Origin of the sequence: Halomonas sp. IOP_31 (assembly GCF_021151495.1) — a bacterium.
Classification (GTDB): domain Bacteria; phylum Pseudomonadota; class Gammaproteobacteria; order Pseudomonadales; family Halomonadaceae; genus Modicisalibacter; species Modicisalibacter zincidurans.
In genome coordinates, this window is the sequence record NZ_JAIRBP010000045.1 from 1 (window position 1) to 17956 (window position 17956).

The following is a 17956-nucleotide window of genomic DNA, read 5'->3' on the forward strand; positions in this document are numbered from 1 at the left end:
CGAAGCCTGGCAGCAAGCGAGCCAATCACGATGTTGAAACCATCGACTGGAGAGCCGTGTGCGGGAGAACCGCACGCACGGTTCGGAGGGCGGGGAGGCGAAGCCTTCCCGACCCCTATCAGGAAATGCCCAAGCCCAATGGGCCTCCCGGGTTTGGTGGGAGCTAATTCATTCGCGATAGCGGTGGGCAGTGTTATCTGCCGGGGCGGGCGTTCTCGGGCTGGCGCGAGCGTTTTCCGAGCCAGGGCAGGAACTTGCTCAACCGCAGATTGATCACCGCCAGCCCGGCGATAACCAGCGTGCCGCCGGCCAGCTTGTTGACGCCCAGCGAATCGTCGAGCAGCCAGACGCCGAGGATCACCGCGAACACTGGCATCAGCAGCGACAGCGGCACGACGCGGCTGACCGGGTGCTTCTGCAGCAGCCGGTACCACAGCCCGTAGGCGACGATCGACGACATCACCGCGGTGTAGAAGACCGCGCCCCAGCCGCTCGCCCCGGCGGCCGCCAGCGCCGCCAGCTGGTCGTTCTCGAACAGCCAGCTTTCCAGCGCCACCTGGGGAATCGCGAACAGCGCGATCCAGCCGGCCAGCGTCAGTGGTGCAATGTGCACCGCCGCCTTGATCAACAGATTGGAGATCGCCCAGAATAGCGCGCTGCCCAGCAGCAGGGTGGTGGGCAGGGCATCGGGCAGCGACGGCCCGCCGGCGAGGATCGCCACACCGGCGAACGATAGCGCCAGGCCGATCGAGCGTCGCGCATCGAGGCGCTCCTTGAGGAAGGCCGCGGCGAGCAGGGTGGCGAAGGGCGTGCCCATCTGCACCAGCAGCGCGCCGGTGCCGGCCTCGGCCTCGCGCAGCCCCAGAAACAACAGCGGGAAATGCAGCCCGCCGAAGGTCACCGAGAGCAGCAGCAACCAGGGGAGCTGGCGGCGAGTGATGCGGGTGAAGGGCACGATCAGCACCGCGACCAGCATGAAGCGCAGCGTCATCAGCAGCAGCGGCGGCATGTCGGCGACGCCGAGCTTGATGACGATGATATTGAGCGCCCAGATGACGATGACGGTGAGACCGAGCGCTAGATCGCGTAGTGGCACGAGGTGTCCCTGAGTATGGGTGGCAGGCCTGACGTAAGGGCGAGCCCCGAGTATAAAGAACGGGTGGGGTGGCGGCGAGGCGCGTGGCGACCATCGCAAGGATGACTGAACGGAGGCGGCAATGGGTAATCGGCAACGAGCGAGAGGCGGTGCGGCCGGGGCGGTCGCAACGATAGGGCGGGTGGCCATGGCACTGGCCGTCTCGCTGGCGAGCCTGACGACGGCGGCCCTCGCCGAGCAGGATGGCAGCGGGCTGGAGCGCGCGCGACTGGTCATCGATAGCGGCGAACGCCGCTATGAACTCGAGGTCGAGATCGCCCGCGAGCCGCATGAGCGAGCGCGTGGCCTGATGGGCCGCGAGACGTTGCCGGCCGACGCCGGAATGCTGTTCGTCTATCCTCGCGAACAATCGCCCCAGGGGGCGTTCTGGATGCGCAATACGCTGATTCCGCTGGCGATCGCCTTTCTCGGCGGCGATGGCGAGATTCGCGCCATCAAGCGCATGGTGCCGTGTCCCGGCGAACGGGCCAGCGACTGCCCCACATATCCTGCGGGAGTGCCCTTTCGCGCGGCGCTCGAGGTCAACGAGGGCTATTTCGCCGCGCGGGGCATCGAAGTCGGCGATCGGGTCGATCTGCCATGACGAGGGTTTCTTTCGGGCGCGCGCGCTTTACAATGGCTGACGTTCGATGTCGATCCGGCACCCACCCCGTGCCGGATGCTGCTGGCGAACGGCCACGAGCCGAACGCGATGGGTCCCCACCCCAATGGACCTGCATGCTCAGGGAGCCGCTCAGCTCCCCAGAATAGCCAATAAAATCAGCCAGGCCGGGTCCGCCGGCTGGCGCATGCAAGGATTCGGATCATGATCACACGCCGCTTCACCGGTCTTTCTGCCGCTTTCGCAGGGGCCGTTTTACTGTTCACCGCGCTGACCGCCCAGGCTCGCGAATACTCGGTCTCGACGGTCCTCTCGGACGCCTTTCCCTGGGGCCAGGCGGCCGAGAAATGGGCCGAACTGGTCGAGCAGCGCTCCGAGGGACGCATCACTCTGCGCGTCTATCCCAACTCGCAACTGGTCAACGGCGACCAGACCCGCGAGTTCTCGGCGATGCGCCAAGGGCTGATCGACATGGCGGTGGGCTCGACCATCAACTGGTCGCCGCAGGTGCCCGAGCTCAACCTGTTCTCGCTGCCGTTTCTGATGCCGGACTACGCCGCGGTCGATGCGATCACCGGCGGCGAGGCCGGCGAGCAGATCTTCGCGGCGATCGAGTCGCGCGGCGTCAAGCCGCTGGCCTGGGGCGAGAACGGCTTTCGCGAGCTCTCCAACTCCAAGCTGGCGATCGATTCGCCCGAGGGCCTCGACGGACTGAAGATTCGCGTGGTCGGCTCGCCGCTGTTCCAGGACACCTTCACCGCGCTGGGCGCCAATCCCACCCAGATGAGCTGGGCCGATGCCAAGCCGGCGCTGACCACCGGCGCCGTCGACGGTCAGGAGAACCCGCTGTCGGTATTCGACGTGGCGCGTATCGACCAGGTCGGCCAGAAATACCTGACGCTCTGGCACTACATGAACGATCCGCTGATCTTCGCCGTCAATCGCACCGTCTGGCAGCAGCTGCCGGAAGCGGATCGCGAACTGCTGCGTCAGGCGGCGGTCGATGCCGGCGCGTGGGAGATCGAGCTGTCGCGTGGGCAGCGCGACCAGCGCCTGGCCGACATCCAGTCGCGCGGCGTCGAGGTGGTCGAGCTCAGCGATGCGCAGCGTCAGGCATTCGCCGAGGCGACCCGGAGCGTGTATGACGAATGGACCCCGCAGATCGGCGAGGAGATCGTCGCGGCTGCGCGCGAGGCGGTCGCTAACCGCTGATTCGGGGTTTGTCGGTTTGCCGGCCAGCGTTCTGGCCTGGCCGGCTTCGTCACGAGGTCTTTCATGAAACCGCAACCGGATGCACGGCTCGAGCGCCTGCTGGCGAGTCTCGGGCTGATGATCATCGCGCTGATCAGTCTGGCCAACGTGGTGGTGCGCTACGTGACCGACGCCTCGTTCGCCTTCACCGAGGAGTTCTCGGTATTCCTGCTGGTGGTGGTGACCTTCGCCGGCGCGGCGGTGGCCGTGCGGCGCAACGGGCATATTCGCATCACGCTGGTCGAGCGCGCGCTGCCGCACCGGCTACGCCGCGCGCTGATCCTGTTCCAGGGTCTGGCGGGGCTGGTCGTGCTGGGGCTGATCGTGGGTTACGGGACGCAACTGGCCTGGCAGGAATACCACTGGCAGTCGCTGTCCCCGGGGCTCGGCGTGCCGCTGTGGTGGTACCTGGTCTGGCTGCCGCTGCTGGCACTGGCGATGCTGGTGCGGCTCGTCCAGCAGATTCGCGATCGCCTGCGCGGAGGGCTCGACGATGAGTGCTGATCTTTTGATGATCGCCAGCTTCCTGCTTCTGCTGCTGGCCGGTGTGCCGGTGGCGTTCTCGCTGGGTCTGGCCGGCGCGGTGGGCATCGTCACCGGCCTCTCGCCGGAGATGCTGGCGACGCTGGGCACCAACACCTACAACAGCATCGCCAAGTACCCGCTGATCGCGATACCGCTGTTCATTCTCACCGGGCTGGTCTTCGAGCGCGCCGGGGTCGCCGCGCGGCTGGTGCGCTTCGCCCAGGCGCTGATCGGTGCGCGGCATGGCGGACTGGCGCTGGTCGCGGTGCTGGTGTGCCTGATCATGGGCGGGATGAGCGGCTCGGGCCCGGCGGACGCCGCCGCGGTGGCGATGGTGATGCTGCCGAGCATGACCCGTGCGGGTTATCCGAAACCGTTCTCGGCGACGCTGATCGCCGCCTCGGCGTCGACGGCGATCCTGATCCCGCCATCGGTGGCGCTGATCCTGTATTCCATCGTGGTGCCCGGGGTCGACCTGCGCGCGCTGTTCGCCGCCGGGCTGTTTCCCGGCGTGCTCGCCGGCCTGGCGCTGCTGGTGCCGGCGTTCTGGCTGTCGCGCCGGCATGGCTGGGAGACGCCCGGCGAGGTCGAGCGTCCGCCGCTGGGCGAGAGCTTCCGCCAGGCGATCCCTGCGCTGTTCGCCCCGGTGTTGATCCTCGGCGGCTTGCGCAGCGGGCTGTTCACGCCCACCGAGGCCGCCGTGGTGGCGGTCGCCTATGGCGTGGTGGTGGGGCTGTTTGTTACCCGCGAGCTCGACTGGCGCGAGTTATGGCGATTGTTCGGCGAGGCGGCGACCATCTCCGGGGTGGTGATGCTGATCATCGCGCTGGCCGGCATCTTCGCCTGGGCGGGCACCATGCTGGGTACTTTCCGGAATCTCGCCGAGTGGCTGATTGCACTGTCCGACAACGGCGCAGTGCTGCTCGCGCTGATCATGTTCGCGGTGCTGCTCGCCGGCATGCTGCTCGATGCGATCTCGATCTACCTGATCCTGATGCCGATCCTGATTCCGGTGATGCAGCATTTCGAGTGGAATCCGGTGTGGTTCGGTATCCTGCTGGCGATGAACATCGCCATCGGCCAGTTCACCCCGCCGGTAGCGGTCAATCTGATGGTGACCACCGAGGTGGCCGGCATTCGCCTCGAGCAGACCCTGGGCTGGGCGCTGATCTTCGTCGTCGCGATGGCCGCGGCGCTGCTGGCGGTGGCGCTATTCCCCGAGATCGCCCTGTGGCTGCCGGGGGTGCTGGGCTACAATCTGTGAGCCCGGCGCTGATTGTTTCGATGGGGCGTCGCGGCATTTCACGCCTGCAGCATGATCGTTGGCTTTGGAGCCCACCGAAGGTACTCCGTTTTCAACGACTTAGTCAGTAAAAGGGCTGTCGTCCGCGGGTCGCTTTGGGTAAGATTGGCGTGCCGCAGCCGTAGTACCCGTGTCGCCGAGTGCTCCGGCGAGCGCTGATCGCTTTTGCAGCCCTGTGTAACCGTGCGTATCTTGACAGGGCAACGATTATTTCAGCCAGGCGGTCGTCATTGTCGATGCGCTTGGCGAATGCGCAGGATCGGTTCGCCTGCCAGCATGCCCGGTATCGTCCGATGAGCCATGTCGAGATGAATTGGCCAGGGACCGAACACGTGACAACAACCCAAATGAGGTGTCTTGCATGAAACGCCAGTTACTTTCCGCCGCTATGGCTTCCGGCGCCATCCTCGGTGCTGCCACACTCGCTGCACCGGCTCAGGCCCAGCAGAACTTCCTCACCATCGGCACCGGCGGCCAGACCGGCGTTTATTACGTCGTTGGCCAGTCGGTCTGCCGCATGGTCAACCGGGTCGAAGAGGCCAACATCAAGTGCAACGCGCCCTCGACCGGCGGTTCAGTGGCCAACATCAACGGCATCAAGTCCGGCGAGCTGGACATGGGCGTCGCCCAGTCGGACGTCGCCTATCGCGCCTACAACGGCGAAGGTAACTTCGAGAAACCGTTCAAGGATCTGCGTTCGGTATTCTCGATGCATGGCGAGCCGCTGACCTTGTTGGCCCGCGCCGACGCCAACATCGACGAGCTGGATGACCTCAAGGGCAAGCGCGTCAATATCGGCAACCCGGGCTCCGGCCAGCGCGCCACCATGGAAGTGCTGATGGACGCCAAGGGCTGGGACAACAGCGTCTATTCGCTGGCTTCCGAGCTGACCGCCGCCGAGCAGGCTTCCGCGTTGGCCGATAACAACATCGACGCCATGGTCTACGTGGTCGGCCATCCCAACGGCTCCATCCAGGAAGCCACCACCACCGTGGATGCCAACCTGGTGCCGCTCGACGGCGAGGCGGTCGATTCGCTGGTCGAGAAGTACCCGTACTACTCAACGGTCACGATCCCCGGCGGCCTGTACAAGGGCAACCCCGACGACGTCAAGACCTTCGGCGTGATGGCGACCGTGGTGACCGACGCCGACACCGACGCCGACACCGTCTATCAGACCGTCAAGTCGGTATTCGAGAACTTCGATCGCTTCAAGAAGCTGCATCCGGCATTTGCCAACCTCAAGCCCGAAGAGATGATCAGCAAGGGGCTGTCCGCACCTTTGCATGAAGGCGCAGCGCGTTACTACAAGGAACAGGGCTGGATCGAATAAATCCTCGAGACCTCCTGCGATGAGCTGATGCGCGGCCACCCGAAAGGGGGTCGCGCATCGTTGATTGTTGCGGGCCGCTGCGCCCTCGCGGCGGCCTACACTTGAAGCCAGTGTCAGCCAGGGCGTGTTGCGCCGCTGGCTGGCTTCTCTCGAATGACAGGGCACTCTACATGGCTGAAAGAAACAAGCCTGCGGCCAGTTCGAACGAGCTGGACGATCTGGTTGCCTCCAGCGATACCGGATCGCGCAAACTGGCCGGGACACCCAATCGTATTATGTTGGGCACGGCGGCTGCCTGGTCCCTGTTTCAGCTGTGGATCGCCTCGCCATTGCCGTTCATGGTCGGCTTCGGGGTGTTCAGTGCCACCGAGTCGCGGTCGATTCATCTGGCCTTTGCCATGTTCCTGGCCTACATGGCCTATCCGGCGTTCAAGCGCTCGCCGCGGGATCGGGTGCCGGCGATCGACTGGGTACTGGCGCTGGTCGCGGCAGCTACCGCGGCCTATCTGTATGTATTCTACGAACAGCTCGCCCAACGCCCCGGTGCGCCGATCCTGCAGGACGTGATCGTCGCCGTGACAGGGATCGTGTTGCTGCTCGAGGCAACGCGGCGTGCATTGGGCCCTCCGCTGATGATCGTGGCCATCGTGTTTCTCGTCTACTCGCTGGCTGGCCCCTACATGCCGGCCATGCTGGCGCATCAGGGCGTCAGTCTTGAAGGACTGGCCAACCATCAGTGGATCACCACCCAGGGTGTGTTCGGCATCGCGCTGGGCGTGTCGACCAGTTTCGTGTTCCTGTTCGTGCTGTTTGGCGCCTTGCTCGACAAGGCCGGTGCCGGCAACTATTTCATCAAGCTGGCGTTTTCGATGCTCGGTCACTACCGCGGCGGGCCGGCCAAGGCGGCCGTGGTCGCTTCGGGCATGACCGGGCTGATCTCCGGCTCGTCGATCGCCAACGTGGTGACGACCGGCACCTTCACCGTACCGATGATGAAGCGCGTGGGCTTTTCGGCCGAGAAGGCCGGCGCCGTCGAGGTGGCTTCGTCGGTCAATGGGCAGATCATGCCGCCGGTGATGGGCGCTGCTGCCTTCCTGATGGTCGAGTACGTGGGCATCTCCTATGTCGAGGTCATCAAGCATGCCTTCCTGCCCGCCTTGATCTCCTACATCGCACTGATCTACATCGTTCATCTGGAAGCGCTCAAGGCCGGCATGCAGGGCTTGAAGAGCAACAATCCGGTCAAGCCGTTGCTCAGCAAGGTGATCGGCTTTTTGACCGGGCTGATCGGGCTAATGGCGCTGTCGTTCGTCGTCTACTATGGCCTGGGCTGGCTGAAGCCGGTGCTCGGCGAGGCCACGCCGTGGGTGGTGGCGGTCGTGCTGATGCTCGTCTACGTGGCGTTGCTCAAGGTCAGCGCGCGTTATCCCGAGCTCGAGGAGGACGACCCCAACGAAGCGATCGTGCTGCCTCAGACCCGACCCACGTTGATGGTTGGCCTGCATTACATTCTGCCGGTGATCGTGCTGGTCTGGTGTCTGATGATCGAACGCCTGTCGCCGGGACTGTCGGCTTTCTGGGCGACCGTGCTGATGATAATCATCATCGTCACCCAGCGACCGCTGATCGCGATCTTCCGTGGGCGCAGCGACATGGCGGCTGACATTCGCGCCGGGTTCCAGGATCTCTGGGAGGGCCTGGTCAACGGCGCGCGTAACATGATCGGCATCGGTATCGCCACCGCGGCGGCCGGAATCATCGTCGGTGCGGTCTCGCAGACCGGGGTCGGCCTGGTACTCGCGGAACTCGTCGAGACCCTGTCGATGGGCAGCTTGTTCCTGATGCTGCTGCTGACAGCGGTACTCAGCCTGATTCTCGGCATGGGGCTGCCGACCACCGCCAACTACATCGTGGTGTCGGCCTTGCTGGCTCCGGTCATCGTCACCCTGGGGCAGCAGAACGGACTGCTGGTGCCGCTGATCGCGGTGCACCTGTTCGTGTTCTATTTCGGGATCATGGCCGACGTCACGCCGCCGGTGGGACTGGCTTCGTTCGCAGCGGCGGCGGTGTCGGGCGGCGATCCGATACGCACCGGCTTCCAGGCCTTCTACTACAGCTTGCGCACCGCAGCCCTGCCGTTCCTGTTCATCTTCAACACCGACCTGTTGCTGATCAATGTCGATCTCTGGCACGGCCTGTTGATCTTCGTCACCGCCACGGTGGCGATGCTGATCTTCGCGGCCGCGACCCAGGGCTTCATGCTGGTCAGGAACCGCTGGTACGAGAGTCTGCTGCTGCTGGTCGTGGCGTTTGCGCTGTTCCGCCCGGGGTTCTGGATGGACATGCTCGACGATCCCTATCGCAACGTGCCGACGGCGCAGTTCGAGCAGGCGCTGGGCAGTCTCGATGAGGGTGGGAGTCTGCGTGTCGAAGTGGCCGGGCTTAACGACTACGGCGACCCGGTCAGCTTCTTCGTTCGCGTGCCGTATCAGCCGGGCGCGACTCCGAGCGAGCGGATGGACAACCTGGGCCTGATGCTGATGCAGCAGGACGGCGAGACGCTGGTCGACATGACGACGTTCGGCAGCCCGGCCAAGGAGCTTGGCTTCGACTTCGACCAGCAGATCGTCTCGGTCCAGGTGCCGGAAGACGGGCGCCTGGCCAAGGAATGGATATGGGTGCCGGCGCTGGCGATCTTCATCCTCATCGTGCTCTTGCAGAGGCGTCGCCGAGGCGCGTCATCGACCAATGCCGTATCGGCTGCCTAGCCGGCCAAGGAGGATCGTCGCATGTATCAGAAGATCGTTTTGCCCGTCGACATGAACGAGCCGGCTTCATGGGAGCGCGCCCTGCCCACGGCGCTGGCGCTGTGCCGCACCTTCGGCGCCACGTTGCATGTCGTGACCGTGTTGCCCGATTACCACATGCCGCTGGTCGGCAGCTTCTTCCCGGCCGATTTCAGCGACAAGGCGCGCCAGGCGCTCGCCGATGCCCAGCATCGCTTCGTCGCCGAACACGTCCCTGACGACGTGCAGGCCCGCTGCGTCATCGCCGATGGCTCGCCCTACGAAGGCATCATCGAGTCGGTGCGCTCGGTCGGCGGCGATTTGATCGTCATGGCCTCGCATAACAGGCGCAAGCTGGCCGACTGGATACTGGGACCGAATGCCGAGCATGTCGTTCGTCACGCTGGCATTTCCGTGATGGTGGTACGTTAGTAGGTCTGAATGTTGAATCGGGCAAGCAAACAGGACGTGGCAAGCCCTCATAAGTGAAGCACGCGCTTCGATGAGAGGTTCAACCATGCGCCATTTCCTGTCCCTGACACTGTTCAAGCTGCTGATGGTGGTGCCGACATCGCTCTGGGCGGATACGCCGTTGCCGGTTCCCGAGGGGCGGGTGATCCTCAGCGTGACCGGCAAGCTCAGCCATACCAATGTCGGTGACGCCGCGGTCTTCGACGCCGCGATGCTCAAGGCACTGGGCATGCATACCGTGGCGACGCGAACCCCCTGGACCGAGGGCGTCTCGCAATTCTCGGGGCCGCTGGGGCGCGACCTGCTCGAGGCGGTCGGGGCGCAAGGCGACTCGTTGATCGTCAAGGCGCTCAACGACTTCGTCGCCGAGATCCCGGTCAGCGATTTCATCAAATACGATGTCATTCTGGCGATGATGCGCGACGCAAAGCGCCTGACGGTGCGTGACTTCGGGCCGCTCTTCATTCTCTACCCGTTCGACCAGCAACCCGAGCTACAAACCGAGAAGATCCGCTTTCGCAGCGTCTGGCAGGTCGCCAGCATCGAGATTCGATGAACGGCATGTACCCGTCGAGTCGAGGGCAGTAGCGTGCGCTATCCATTACGGCTCAAGTGGGCCACGGCGGCGGCGGTGTTCTTTTTCGTTGCTGCGCTGGTGGTCGTCAGCCTGATCTTCCGGGGCCAGGGCAGCCTGGTGCCGACGATCGGCAGCGATGCCGCCTGGGTCGCCTACAAGCTCGACCGCGAAACCATCGAGCTGCGCAACCAGCTATTGCGCAGCGAGTACGGCTCACCCCCGGCGCTCGACGAGCTGCAATTGAGTTTCGACCTGTTGTACAGCCGCTCCTATCTGCTGCGCGATGGTCAGATCGCCGAGCTGATTCGCTCGATTCCCAGGGTGCAAGGGCTTGTCGAGCCGGTTCTCGATCAGATCGAGGCACTCGACGACGACATGCAGCGTCTCGCTGGCCTCGATGCCGCCGCCGTCGAGCGCTTGCAGGCGGGTCTCCAGGCGCTCGGCGATAGCACTCAGCGACTGGTGATGGCGATCAACGAGCACTTTGCCCGGACCAAGACCGCGGCTCGGGAGACCATGTTCCAGCTGTATACGGCGCTACTGGCGCTGATCATGCTGATGAGCCTGGCGACCGTCATCGTGGTGCGCTTGTTGTTTCAGGAGGCGCGTGCCAACGACGCCTCTCGGCGCACCCTGGAGGTGCTCAGCCGCGAACTCGAAGTCACCGCGCACCGCGCCGAATCGGCGAGTCGCGCGAAGTCGGACTTCCTGGCGGTGGTCAGTCACGAGATACGCACCCCGCTCAACGGCGTGATCGGCATGAGCGCGCTATTGATGGAGCGTCAGCGCGACGCTCAGTCGCGGCATTATGCGCTGACCATCCACGAGAGCGCCGAGATTCTGCTCAGCCTGATCAACGACATTCTCGATTTCTCCAAGATCGAGGCCGGGCGGCTCGAACTTGAAATCGAAGCCTTCGATCTCGAACGCTGCATCGGCAGCGTCGTGCAGTTGCTCGCGCCGCGCGTGGAGGGCCTGCCGGTGAAGCTTGAATGGCGCATCGAGCCGGGCGTTCCCGCCCAGTTGATGGGCGACCCCGGTCGGCTGCGCCAGGTACTGCTCAATCTGGTGTCCAATGCGCTCAAGTTCACCACGCGTGGCGAGGTCGTGTTGTCGGCAGCGCCCGGCGGGGCGGGGCGGGTGCGTTTCACGGTCAGCGATAGCGGATGCGGCATTGCCGAATCGCGTCAGTCGACGCTGTTCGAGCCATTCCGCCAGGGCGACGTCTCCACGGCGCGGCACTACGGCGGCACCGGGCTGGGCCTGGCGATCTGCAAGCGCCTGGTCAACGCCATGGGAGGCACCATCGGCTTCGTCAGTCAGCCCAATCAGGGCAGCCGTTTCTGGTTCGAAGTACCGCTGCCGCGTGCCGAGACGCTGGCCGTGCAGGCGCCGTCGCGGCTTCCCTTCCCGCCGCTCGGCGAGACGCCGTTCCATGGCCGGGTGCTAATCGCCGAGGACAATGCCGTCAACCGGCGGGTGGCGATCGCGCTGCTCGAGCGCTTCGGCCTCGAGATCGATGTCGCCGAGAACGGTCGGCTGGCCGTGTCCCGGGCGCTGGCCGGCGACTATGATCTGATCTTCATGGACATGCAGATGCCCGAGCTGGACGGCATCGAGGCCACTCGCGAGATTCGCGCCGCGGGCGGCGCCCGGGCCGAAGTGCCGATCGTGGCGATGACCGCCGGGGTGCTCGATGGCGTCCGCGAGCGCGCCCTGGCGGCGGGCCTCAACGATTACCTGACCAAGCCGGTACTGCCCGGCCAGCTCGAGCGGATGCTGAACCGCTTCCTGACGGCAACGCCGGAAACGTGGCAACCAGCCATCAACGCCACCGACCCCGGCAGCTTGGACGAGGCGCTGATCGACCCCGAGGTGCTGGCCGAGATCAAAAGCGCCTTGGGTTCGAAGATGGTCGATGAACTGGTGCAGCTCTACCGGCAACAGGTGCCCGAACGCCTGGCCGAGCTCGACGCGGCGGTGAGCGGCGATGGCATGACGCTGGCCGAGCAGGCGCATCGTCTCAAGGGCGAGTCGAGCGGGCTGGGACTCAACCGGGTGACGACGATGGCGACGGCGCTCGAGCGCGACGCGATCCACCTCGACGTCGCCGATCGCCGCCTGCGGGTGACGGCGATCGCGGCGGCGCTGGGCGACACGCTGGAGGCGCTGGAGCGCCTGGACGCAACGACCTGACGCATCAGCGAAAGCGCGTGTCGAGCCCGTCGCTGCCCAACTGGCTCATCTCGCTGGGTCGGCCTTCGGCGTCGAAGCGCACATAACCGATGCCCGCGCCGTTCCACAGCCGCTCGCCGGCCTTGGCGCGATCGGGCGTCAGAGGCTGGACGCGCATCCGGCGCCGCTTGGTGAACCAGTTGAGGGGCGACCAGGGCGCGTACAGCCAACGGTTGAGGCGATCGAACCAGTCGAGCAGGGTATCGGGAAAGCTGTTCTTGATGCCGCTGCTGGTGATCTGCCAGATGTCGGGGCCCTGCTGGCGGGCGCGCAGGCGTACCCGATAGACGAACGAATAATGCACGTCGCCGGAGAGGATCGTGTAGTGCCGCGGGGTGCGGGTATGCCGAAAGATATTCAGAATCACGCTCGCCGCGCCGCGATGGGCCATCCAGTTCTCGGCATCCACCAGCAGCGGCTTGCCGAACAACGTGAACAGCCGCTGGACCCCCTCGATCAGCTTGACGCCGAACACCGGCGCCGGTGACACCACGATGACCGTGGGCTCGTCGAGCAGATCCTGCTGGAAGTCGGTCAACGCCTCCCAGTCCATCAGCCCCGACGGCCGGTGACGCGCGCGTTCGCTGCGCCAGCGTCGGGTGCGCGTATCGAGCACCACCAGTTTGGGTTGGCTGGCCAAGGTGTATCCCCAGTCGCCCAACTGCAGCAGTTCGCTGATCAGCGCATCCTGGCGAGCGGCCGGCAGGCGCTCCTCGGCGACCCGTTCGAACAGCTCGGTAAGCGCGCTCAGCGGCATCGCCAGGCGGTCGGGGTCGTTGCCCCAACCCTGGCAGAGCAGGTAGGCGAGCAGCGCGTTGCCGATGATGCGTCGCGAGAAGGGGTTGCCGTAGGCGGTCTCTTCCCAGGCGGCGGTCAGATTCCAGTCGTCGGTGATGTCGTGATCGTCGAAGATCATCAACGTCGGCAACTGGGCCATGACCCGGGCGACCGCCGGCAGTTGCTCGGCGAAAGCGTCGATGATCGCGGCCTCGTCGGCGTAGCGCGCGGCGTCCTTGGCGCCTAGCGCCGGCGTGGCGGGGGCGATCAGCCGCCACGGCACCGGCGAGAATACCAGCAGGTACATGGCCAGGATTTCAGCGAAGGTGATCAGATGGTTGGCGGCGCTGGCGGTGGTGAAGATGGGCTTTTTCACGCCGCCGAAGAAGCGCTCGCGCAACGCCTCGTTGGATTCGAACTCGGGCAGCAGCCGCTCGCGGCGATAGTAGCTCTCGGGGGCGGCGTACAGTGCATCGCTGTCGGCCACCACTGCGCCCTCGAGAGTCTCGCCAACCAGCCCCAGCCGAGCGATCAGCGCATGGATGGCCACCAGCATCGGCCCGGCGACATCGTCGGCGTAGATCTGATCGCCACTCAGCATCACTAGCGCGGGACGCGCTTCGGCCCGGTCATGCTGCGGCTCGAGCCAGGCATCGGCACGCGCCAGGCCATCCTCGCCAGGGTGATGCGGCCGTCGGCAGGAGCCGTGCAGCAGTGCATCGATGCGCGACTTGACGACGAACGCCGGGCGCTGCTGACCGGGATAGAGCAGGTGCGGCGCCCAGTCGGCAATGCCTGTGCCGGCGGAGTGCCCGTCGGCTATCCGCAGGTCATAACCGATCAACGTATCGCCGGGCAGCGGGGTCTCCAGGCTGACGTCGATCAGCTGGATCACGGCGTGCCGACCCACGCTAAGCTGCTGACGATGCGCCGAATCGAGGCCGACCTCGATCGGTCGGCCATCGGGCGGATGGAGCGTCAGGGTGAGTTCCAGCTTGCGGCTGGTGGCCAGCCACAGCACCACGCGGCAGGGTTCCAGCCGGCGCAGCAATGGGCCGGCCAGCACCTCGGGCAATGCGTCGCGGGTGTCGGGGGCTGGCGTGGGGCGGTCGTCCATGCAGGGGTGGCATCGTTGGCGGTGGTGATGCCAGCTTACCGGCCCGCGCGGTCACTGGCCATGCCCGTGCGCCGGCAATCGCTACGCCTCGGGGTAGGCCTGTTCGGCGAGGCAGGCCCGCACTTCCTCGTCGTCGGTTTGCTCGAAGCGCCAATACCATTGACCGACCGCGCTGAAATTCTCCGGCGTGGCCAGGCAGACGACGTCATCGGCCTCGCGGCTCAGCGAGGCGAGGGAGTCGGCGGGTGCCACCGGGACCGCCAGAATGCAGCGCTCGGCACCCAGCTTGCGTACCGCGCGAAGTGCCGCGCGCATCGTCGAGCCGGTGGCGATGCCGTCGTCGACCAGCACCACGTCGCGCCCGGCGAGTGACGGAAACGGCCGCTCGCCGCGATAGCGCGCTTCGCGGCGCTCGAGTTCGTCGCGCTCGCGATCGACGACGCGCTGCAGGGCGCGAGCGTCGATCGCCAGGCGCTCGATCAGCGCTTCGTCGAGCACGCTGACGTCGCCACTGGCCAGCGCGCCCATGGCGAATTCCTCATGCCCCGGCACCCCCAGCTTGCGCACGATCAGCACCTCGAGTGGCGCCTTCAAGGCTTGTGCGATCCGCGCCGCCACCGGAACGCCGCCACGCGGCAGACCGATGATCAGCGGGTGGCGATAGCTCTGCCGCCGGAGGCGCGCGGCGAGCCGGTCCCCGGCATCATGGCGGTCGCGCAGGGGGAGTTCGGTACGCTCGTCACGAAAGGGAAGGTCGGTCATGCTGCCTCCGCTAACCAGTGTGGTTGCCATGCCTATAGCGTGGCCGTCGGTCGCCGATCTGGCCAGCGAAGCGTACCCGACAGACTGTCAGGCACGCCGATAGCGCAGCGTACGCTCGACCATCTCGGCGCCGGGCTTATAGTCGCCGCGTGTCGCGGCGATCGCCCGGGCCAGCGTCAGCTCGACGATCCGCGCATGGTCCTGCGGCAACGAGTTGACCGGTTGCGGCAGGAAGTCGAGCAGCCGGTCGTCGCCGAAGGTGGCCAGGCGCAGCGATGCCGACAGGCCGCCATTGGCGAGCAGCACGTCGAGTGCGCCGTCGAGCAGAGTATAGGAAGCGGTGACCAGGGCGTCGGGCAGCCCGTCCTCGTCGATGAGCCGCTGCATCAGTCGCGCGCCGTCGGCCCGGTCGTAACGTTCACCGGTACGGATGGATGCCTCGCAGGGGTGTCCCGCCAGGGCGCGCTGGAAGCCCTGACGCCGTTCGCGAGTGATCGACAGCGCTTCGACGGCATCGAACAGCACGATGTGCCGTACCCGCTCGTCGAGCAGCGAGCGGGTCAGCGCTTCGGCCGCGGTCGCGTTGTGGCTCAAGATGCACACGAAGTGCGACGGGTCGAGGGCGCGATCCACGGCGATCACCGGTAGGCCGCCAGCCATCAGCTCGCGATAGAAAGGGTCGTCGGAGGCCAAACTACTCGCCACGATCAGCGCCTGACAGCGCTGCGCGCGCAGCGCCAAGGCCAGGTCGCGCTCGGTGTCGGCATCGTCGTCGGAGCCGGCGATCAGCAGTTGGTAGCCCTGATCGCGGGCGCCGCGCTCGAGACGCTTGGCGAGTCGCGCGTAACTGGCGTTCTCCAGGTCGGGGATGATCAGCCCCAGGGTGCGGCTCTGACCGCGGCGCAATGCGGCGGCCTGGGCATCGACCCGGTACTGGTGACGCTCGACCATCGCCATCACCCGCTCGACCGTTTCGCGGCTGATGCGGCGCTCCTCGGCCTTGCCGTTGATCACGTAGCTGGCGGTGGTGCGCGACACCCCGGCGAGCCGGGCTATTTCAGCGAGAGTCATTGGTCGTCCTGTCGATGGTTGATAACCCGGGCGAGGGTCGTGGCATAGACGCGCACAACGCCAGATTCATTTTAGGTTCATCGTATTTTGCCGGTAAACGCGGCTTCACTGGGTGCATGCCACAGCGCCTTGAGCTGGCTATTGAGGGTACAGCGTGGCCAGCGGCTGTGCTTGATCTCGCGTCGACCAGCAGCACGATCCTCACGTAACCGATGGCATCATCGCGCCGCCGAACTTGGCGTAATGCAACCAGGATTCTAACAATCAACCCCCCTTAATCTGATTAACGCCGACTCGGTTGCTTAACCATGGTATTTTTTATTCTTTATTTTCAATAGCTTATTGCAAATTCCTGGCATGAAGCCTATGGTTTTCCTCTCCTTGCCGATAGCCGGATTCAGCCTGCCTTGCGGGACAGGTAAAGCCGCTTAACCAGCAGTGAGCTTATGAATTTTCTTTCTCTAGTAGGTTTGGCGTTTGCAATGTCGACCGATGCCTTCGCTGCGTCGATAGGCAGAGGCGTTTCGCTCGGGCGAACTCACCTGGTTGAAGCGCTGCGTATTGGCATTATTTTCGGAACGGTCGAAGCGATCACTCCTGTGATTGGCTGGGGACTGGGGATGGCTGCCAATAGGCTGGTTTCGAACTGGGATCATTGGGTCGCCTTTGCTCTGTTGAGCATGCTCGGTCTCTCCATGATTTATAAGGGACTCAAGTCGGATGGGGGGGAGCCGGAGGACGAGAAAAAGGATGCCGGGTCGAAATCTGTGCCTTTTCTAGCGCTTACGGCTATTGCCACGAGCATCGATGCGATGGCGGTTGGTATTACCTTGGCTTTTACCGACGTCAACATCCTTGTTGCAGCTGCAATAATCGGCTTGGCAACAACACTGATGGTCACGATCGGTATCATGCTTGGGCGGGCTATAGGCTCGCTGGTTGGTAAGCGGGCGGAGATCGTTGGTGGCCTTGTCCTGATCGGCATAGGCACATGGATCGCCTACGTATCCGTGGTCGGATGATAGACTGAAGGCTTGTCCGGGAATAAGAATTGTAACTATTCAGGTGGTTCTGAATTAGGGTCGCCAACCAGCTGATTTCTCTGGCATGGTGTCCCGAGATACCACTACGCCATGCGGTGACATGACCATCAGCGACATCAACGTCGACGAGGCCCTGGAACGGGTCCGGCAGCAGCTCAAGGAAGACCGCACGGTCTCCCCGTCGCTGCGTGCCGCCATCGACGTGCTGATGCTGCTGGTCAAGCTCATGGCCGACCGGTTGGCCACCGGCAGCCGCAACAGCAGCAAGCCACCGTCCCAGGATCCCAACCGCCAGCGCCGCTCGCGCGCCAAAGGCGAACGCCGTCCCGGTGGGCAGCCAGGGCATGCGGGCAAGACGTTGGCGCCGGTGACGAACCCCGACGAGGTGGTCAAGCTCCGCGTCGATCGTCGGCATCTGCCTACAGGGCGCACCTATCGCAGCATTGGCGTCGAGACCCGCCAGGTGCAGGACATCGTGATCCAGGCCGTGGTCACCGAGTACCAGGCCGAGATAGTGGAAGATGACCAGGGGCAGCGCCATGTGGCGCCATTCCCCGAGGGTGTGACGCGGCCCATCCAGTATGGGCCGCGCCTCAAGGCACACGCGGTCTATCTCTCGCAGTACCAGCTGCTGCCCTATGCGCGCATTCGGGAGCTGCTCACCTCGCAGTGTGGCCTGTCGTTGAGCACCGGCACGCTGTTCGCCTTCAACCAGGAGGCCTACCAGCGGGCCGAGGCGTTCGCCGAGTGGGTGGTCCCGGCGCTACGCCAAGCGCCCACCGTGCATGCCGATGAAACCGGGATGCAGGTGGGCGGCAAGCGTTACTGGCTGCACAGTGCCTCCAATGACGCCCTGACCTGGTTGGCCCCGCATCCCAAGCGCGGCCAGGAGGCGATGGATGCCATCGGCGTATTGCCCTTCGTGTGTGGCGTGCTGGTGCATGATCA

At 65.0% G+C, this 17956-nt stretch carries 15 protein-coding genes; 11 read left to right on the forward strand and 4 right to left on the reverse strand.

Translation table 11 applies throughout. The annotated features are described in order from the left end of the window. Nucleotides 1-193: 193 nt before the first annotated feature. On the reverse strand, nucleotides 194-1096 hold the full coding sequence (locus K7I12_RS16030; protein ID WP_051907512.1) for a DMT family transporter: 903 nt from the start codon (nucleotides 1094-1096) through the stop codon (nucleotides 194-196). 187 nt (nucleotides 1097-1283) lie between these two features. Here K7I12_RS16030 and K7I12_RS16035 point away from each other — a divergent pair, with 187 nt between their 5' ends. The 9 genes from K7I12_RS16035 (at nucleotide 1284) to K7I12_RS16075 (ending at nucleotide 12199) form a co-directional block, all read left to right on the forward strand. Then, complete coding sequence (locus K7I12_RS16035) at nucleotides 1284-1739, forward strand: DUF192 domain-containing protein (RefSeq protein WP_231664666.1); 456 nt, start codon at nucleotides 1284-1286, stop codon at nucleotides 1737-1739. A 222-nt stretch (nucleotides 1740-1961) separates the two neighbouring features. Continuing rightward, nucleotides 1962-2969 (forward strand): DctP family TRAP transporter solute-binding subunit, encoded by a 1008-nt coding sequence (locus tag K7I12_RS16040; protein WP_231664667.1) that lies wholly within the window; start codon nucleotides 1962-1964, stop codon nucleotides 2967-2969. Nucleotides 2970-3032: 63 nt separating this feature from the next. Then, nucleotides 3033-3512: a TRAP transporter small permease gene (locus K7I12_RS16045; protein WP_231664668.1), complete on the forward strand. Its 480-nt coding sequence runs from the start codon at nucleotides 3033-3035 to the stop codon at nucleotides 3510-3512. Beyond that, on the forward strand, nucleotides 3502-4797 hold the full coding sequence (locus tag K7I12_RS16050) for a TRAP transporter large permease (protein WP_231664669.1): 1296 nt from the start codon (nucleotides 3502-3504) through the stop codon (nucleotides 4795-4797). Before K7I12_RS16045 ends, K7I12_RS16050 begins: the two co-directional genes overlap by 11 nt. Before the next feature lie 400 nt (nucleotides 4798-5197). Further along, a complete protein-coding gene (locus tag K7I12_RS16055) occupies nucleotides 5198-6169 on the forward strand; it encodes a TAXI family TRAP transporter solute-binding subunit (RefSeq protein WP_231664670.1) in 972 nt (323 codons plus the stop codon). 170 nt (nucleotides 6170-6339) lie between these two features. Then, nucleotides 6340-8937, forward strand: a complete 2598-nt coding sequence (locus K7I12_RS16060; RefSeq protein ID WP_231664671.1) for a TRAP transporter permease — start codon at nucleotides 6340-6342, stop codon at nucleotides 8935-8937. Between the two features lie 21 nt (nucleotides 8938-8958). Then, entirely contained in the window at nucleotides 8959-9387 is a 429-nt protein-coding gene (locus K7I12_RS16065) for a universal stress protein (RefSeq protein WP_031384534.1), read from the forward strand. A gap of 85 nt (nucleotides 9388-9472) precedes the next feature. Further along, the gene (locus K7I12_RS16070) at nucleotides 9473-9982 is read left to right on the forward strand and encodes an oxidoreductase (protein ID WP_031384533.1); all 510 of its coding nucleotides are present in this window, start codon (nucleotides 9473-9475) and stop codon (nucleotides 9980-9982) included. Between the two features lie 33 nt (nucleotides 9983-10015). Beyond that, the gene (locus tag K7I12_RS16075) at nucleotides 10016-12199 is read left to right on the forward strand and encodes an ATP-binding protein (RefSeq protein ID WP_231664672.1); all 2184 of its coding nucleotides are present in this window, start codon (nucleotides 10016-10018) and stop codon (nucleotides 12197-12199) included. Between the two features lie 4 nt (nucleotides 12200-12203). Here the strand turns inward: K7I12_RS16075 and K7I12_RS16080 are convergent, their stop codons facing one another. The 3 genes from K7I12_RS16080 to cra all read right to left on the reverse strand — a co-directional run bounded on the left by K7I12_RS16080 (nucleotide 12204) and on the right by cra (nucleotide 15965). After that, complete coding sequence (locus K7I12_RS16080; RefSeq protein ID WP_031384531.1) at nucleotides 12204-14132, reverse strand: alkaline phosphatase D family protein; 1929 nt, start codon at nucleotides 14130-14132, stop codon at nucleotides 12204-12206. A gap of 81 nt (nucleotides 14133-14213) precedes the next feature. Then, nucleotides 14214-14894: a phosphoribosyltransferase gene (locus K7I12_RS16085; RefSeq protein WP_051907510.1), complete on the reverse strand. Its 681-nt coding sequence runs from the start codon at nucleotides 14892-14894 to the stop codon at nucleotides 14214-14216. Nucleotides 14895-14981: 87 nt separating this feature from the next. Next, nucleotides 14982-15965 carry a catabolite repressor/activator gene (cra, locus tag K7I12_RS16090; RefSeq protein ID WP_031384529.1) on the reverse strand — a complete coding sequence of 328 codons (984 nt, stop codon included), beginning with the start codon at nucleotides 15963-15965 and terminating at the stop codon, nucleotides 14982-14984. Nucleotides 15966-16411: 446 nt separating this feature from the next. On the opposite strand from cra, the gene K7I12_RS16095 reads away from it, so the two are divergent. Together K7I12_RS16095 and K7I12_RS16100 are read left to right on the forward strand one after the other, a co-directional pair. Continuing rightward, complete coding sequence (locus K7I12_RS16095; protein ID WP_031384527.1) at nucleotides 16412-16987, forward strand: manganese efflux pump MntP; 576 nt, start codon at nucleotides 16412-16414, stop codon at nucleotides 16985-16987. Nucleotides 16988-17108: 121 nt separating this feature from the next. Next, on the forward strand, nucleotides 17109-17956 hold an 848-nt coding region (locus K7I12_RS16100; RefSeq protein ID WP_231664673.1), incomplete at its 3' end, for an IS66 family transposase.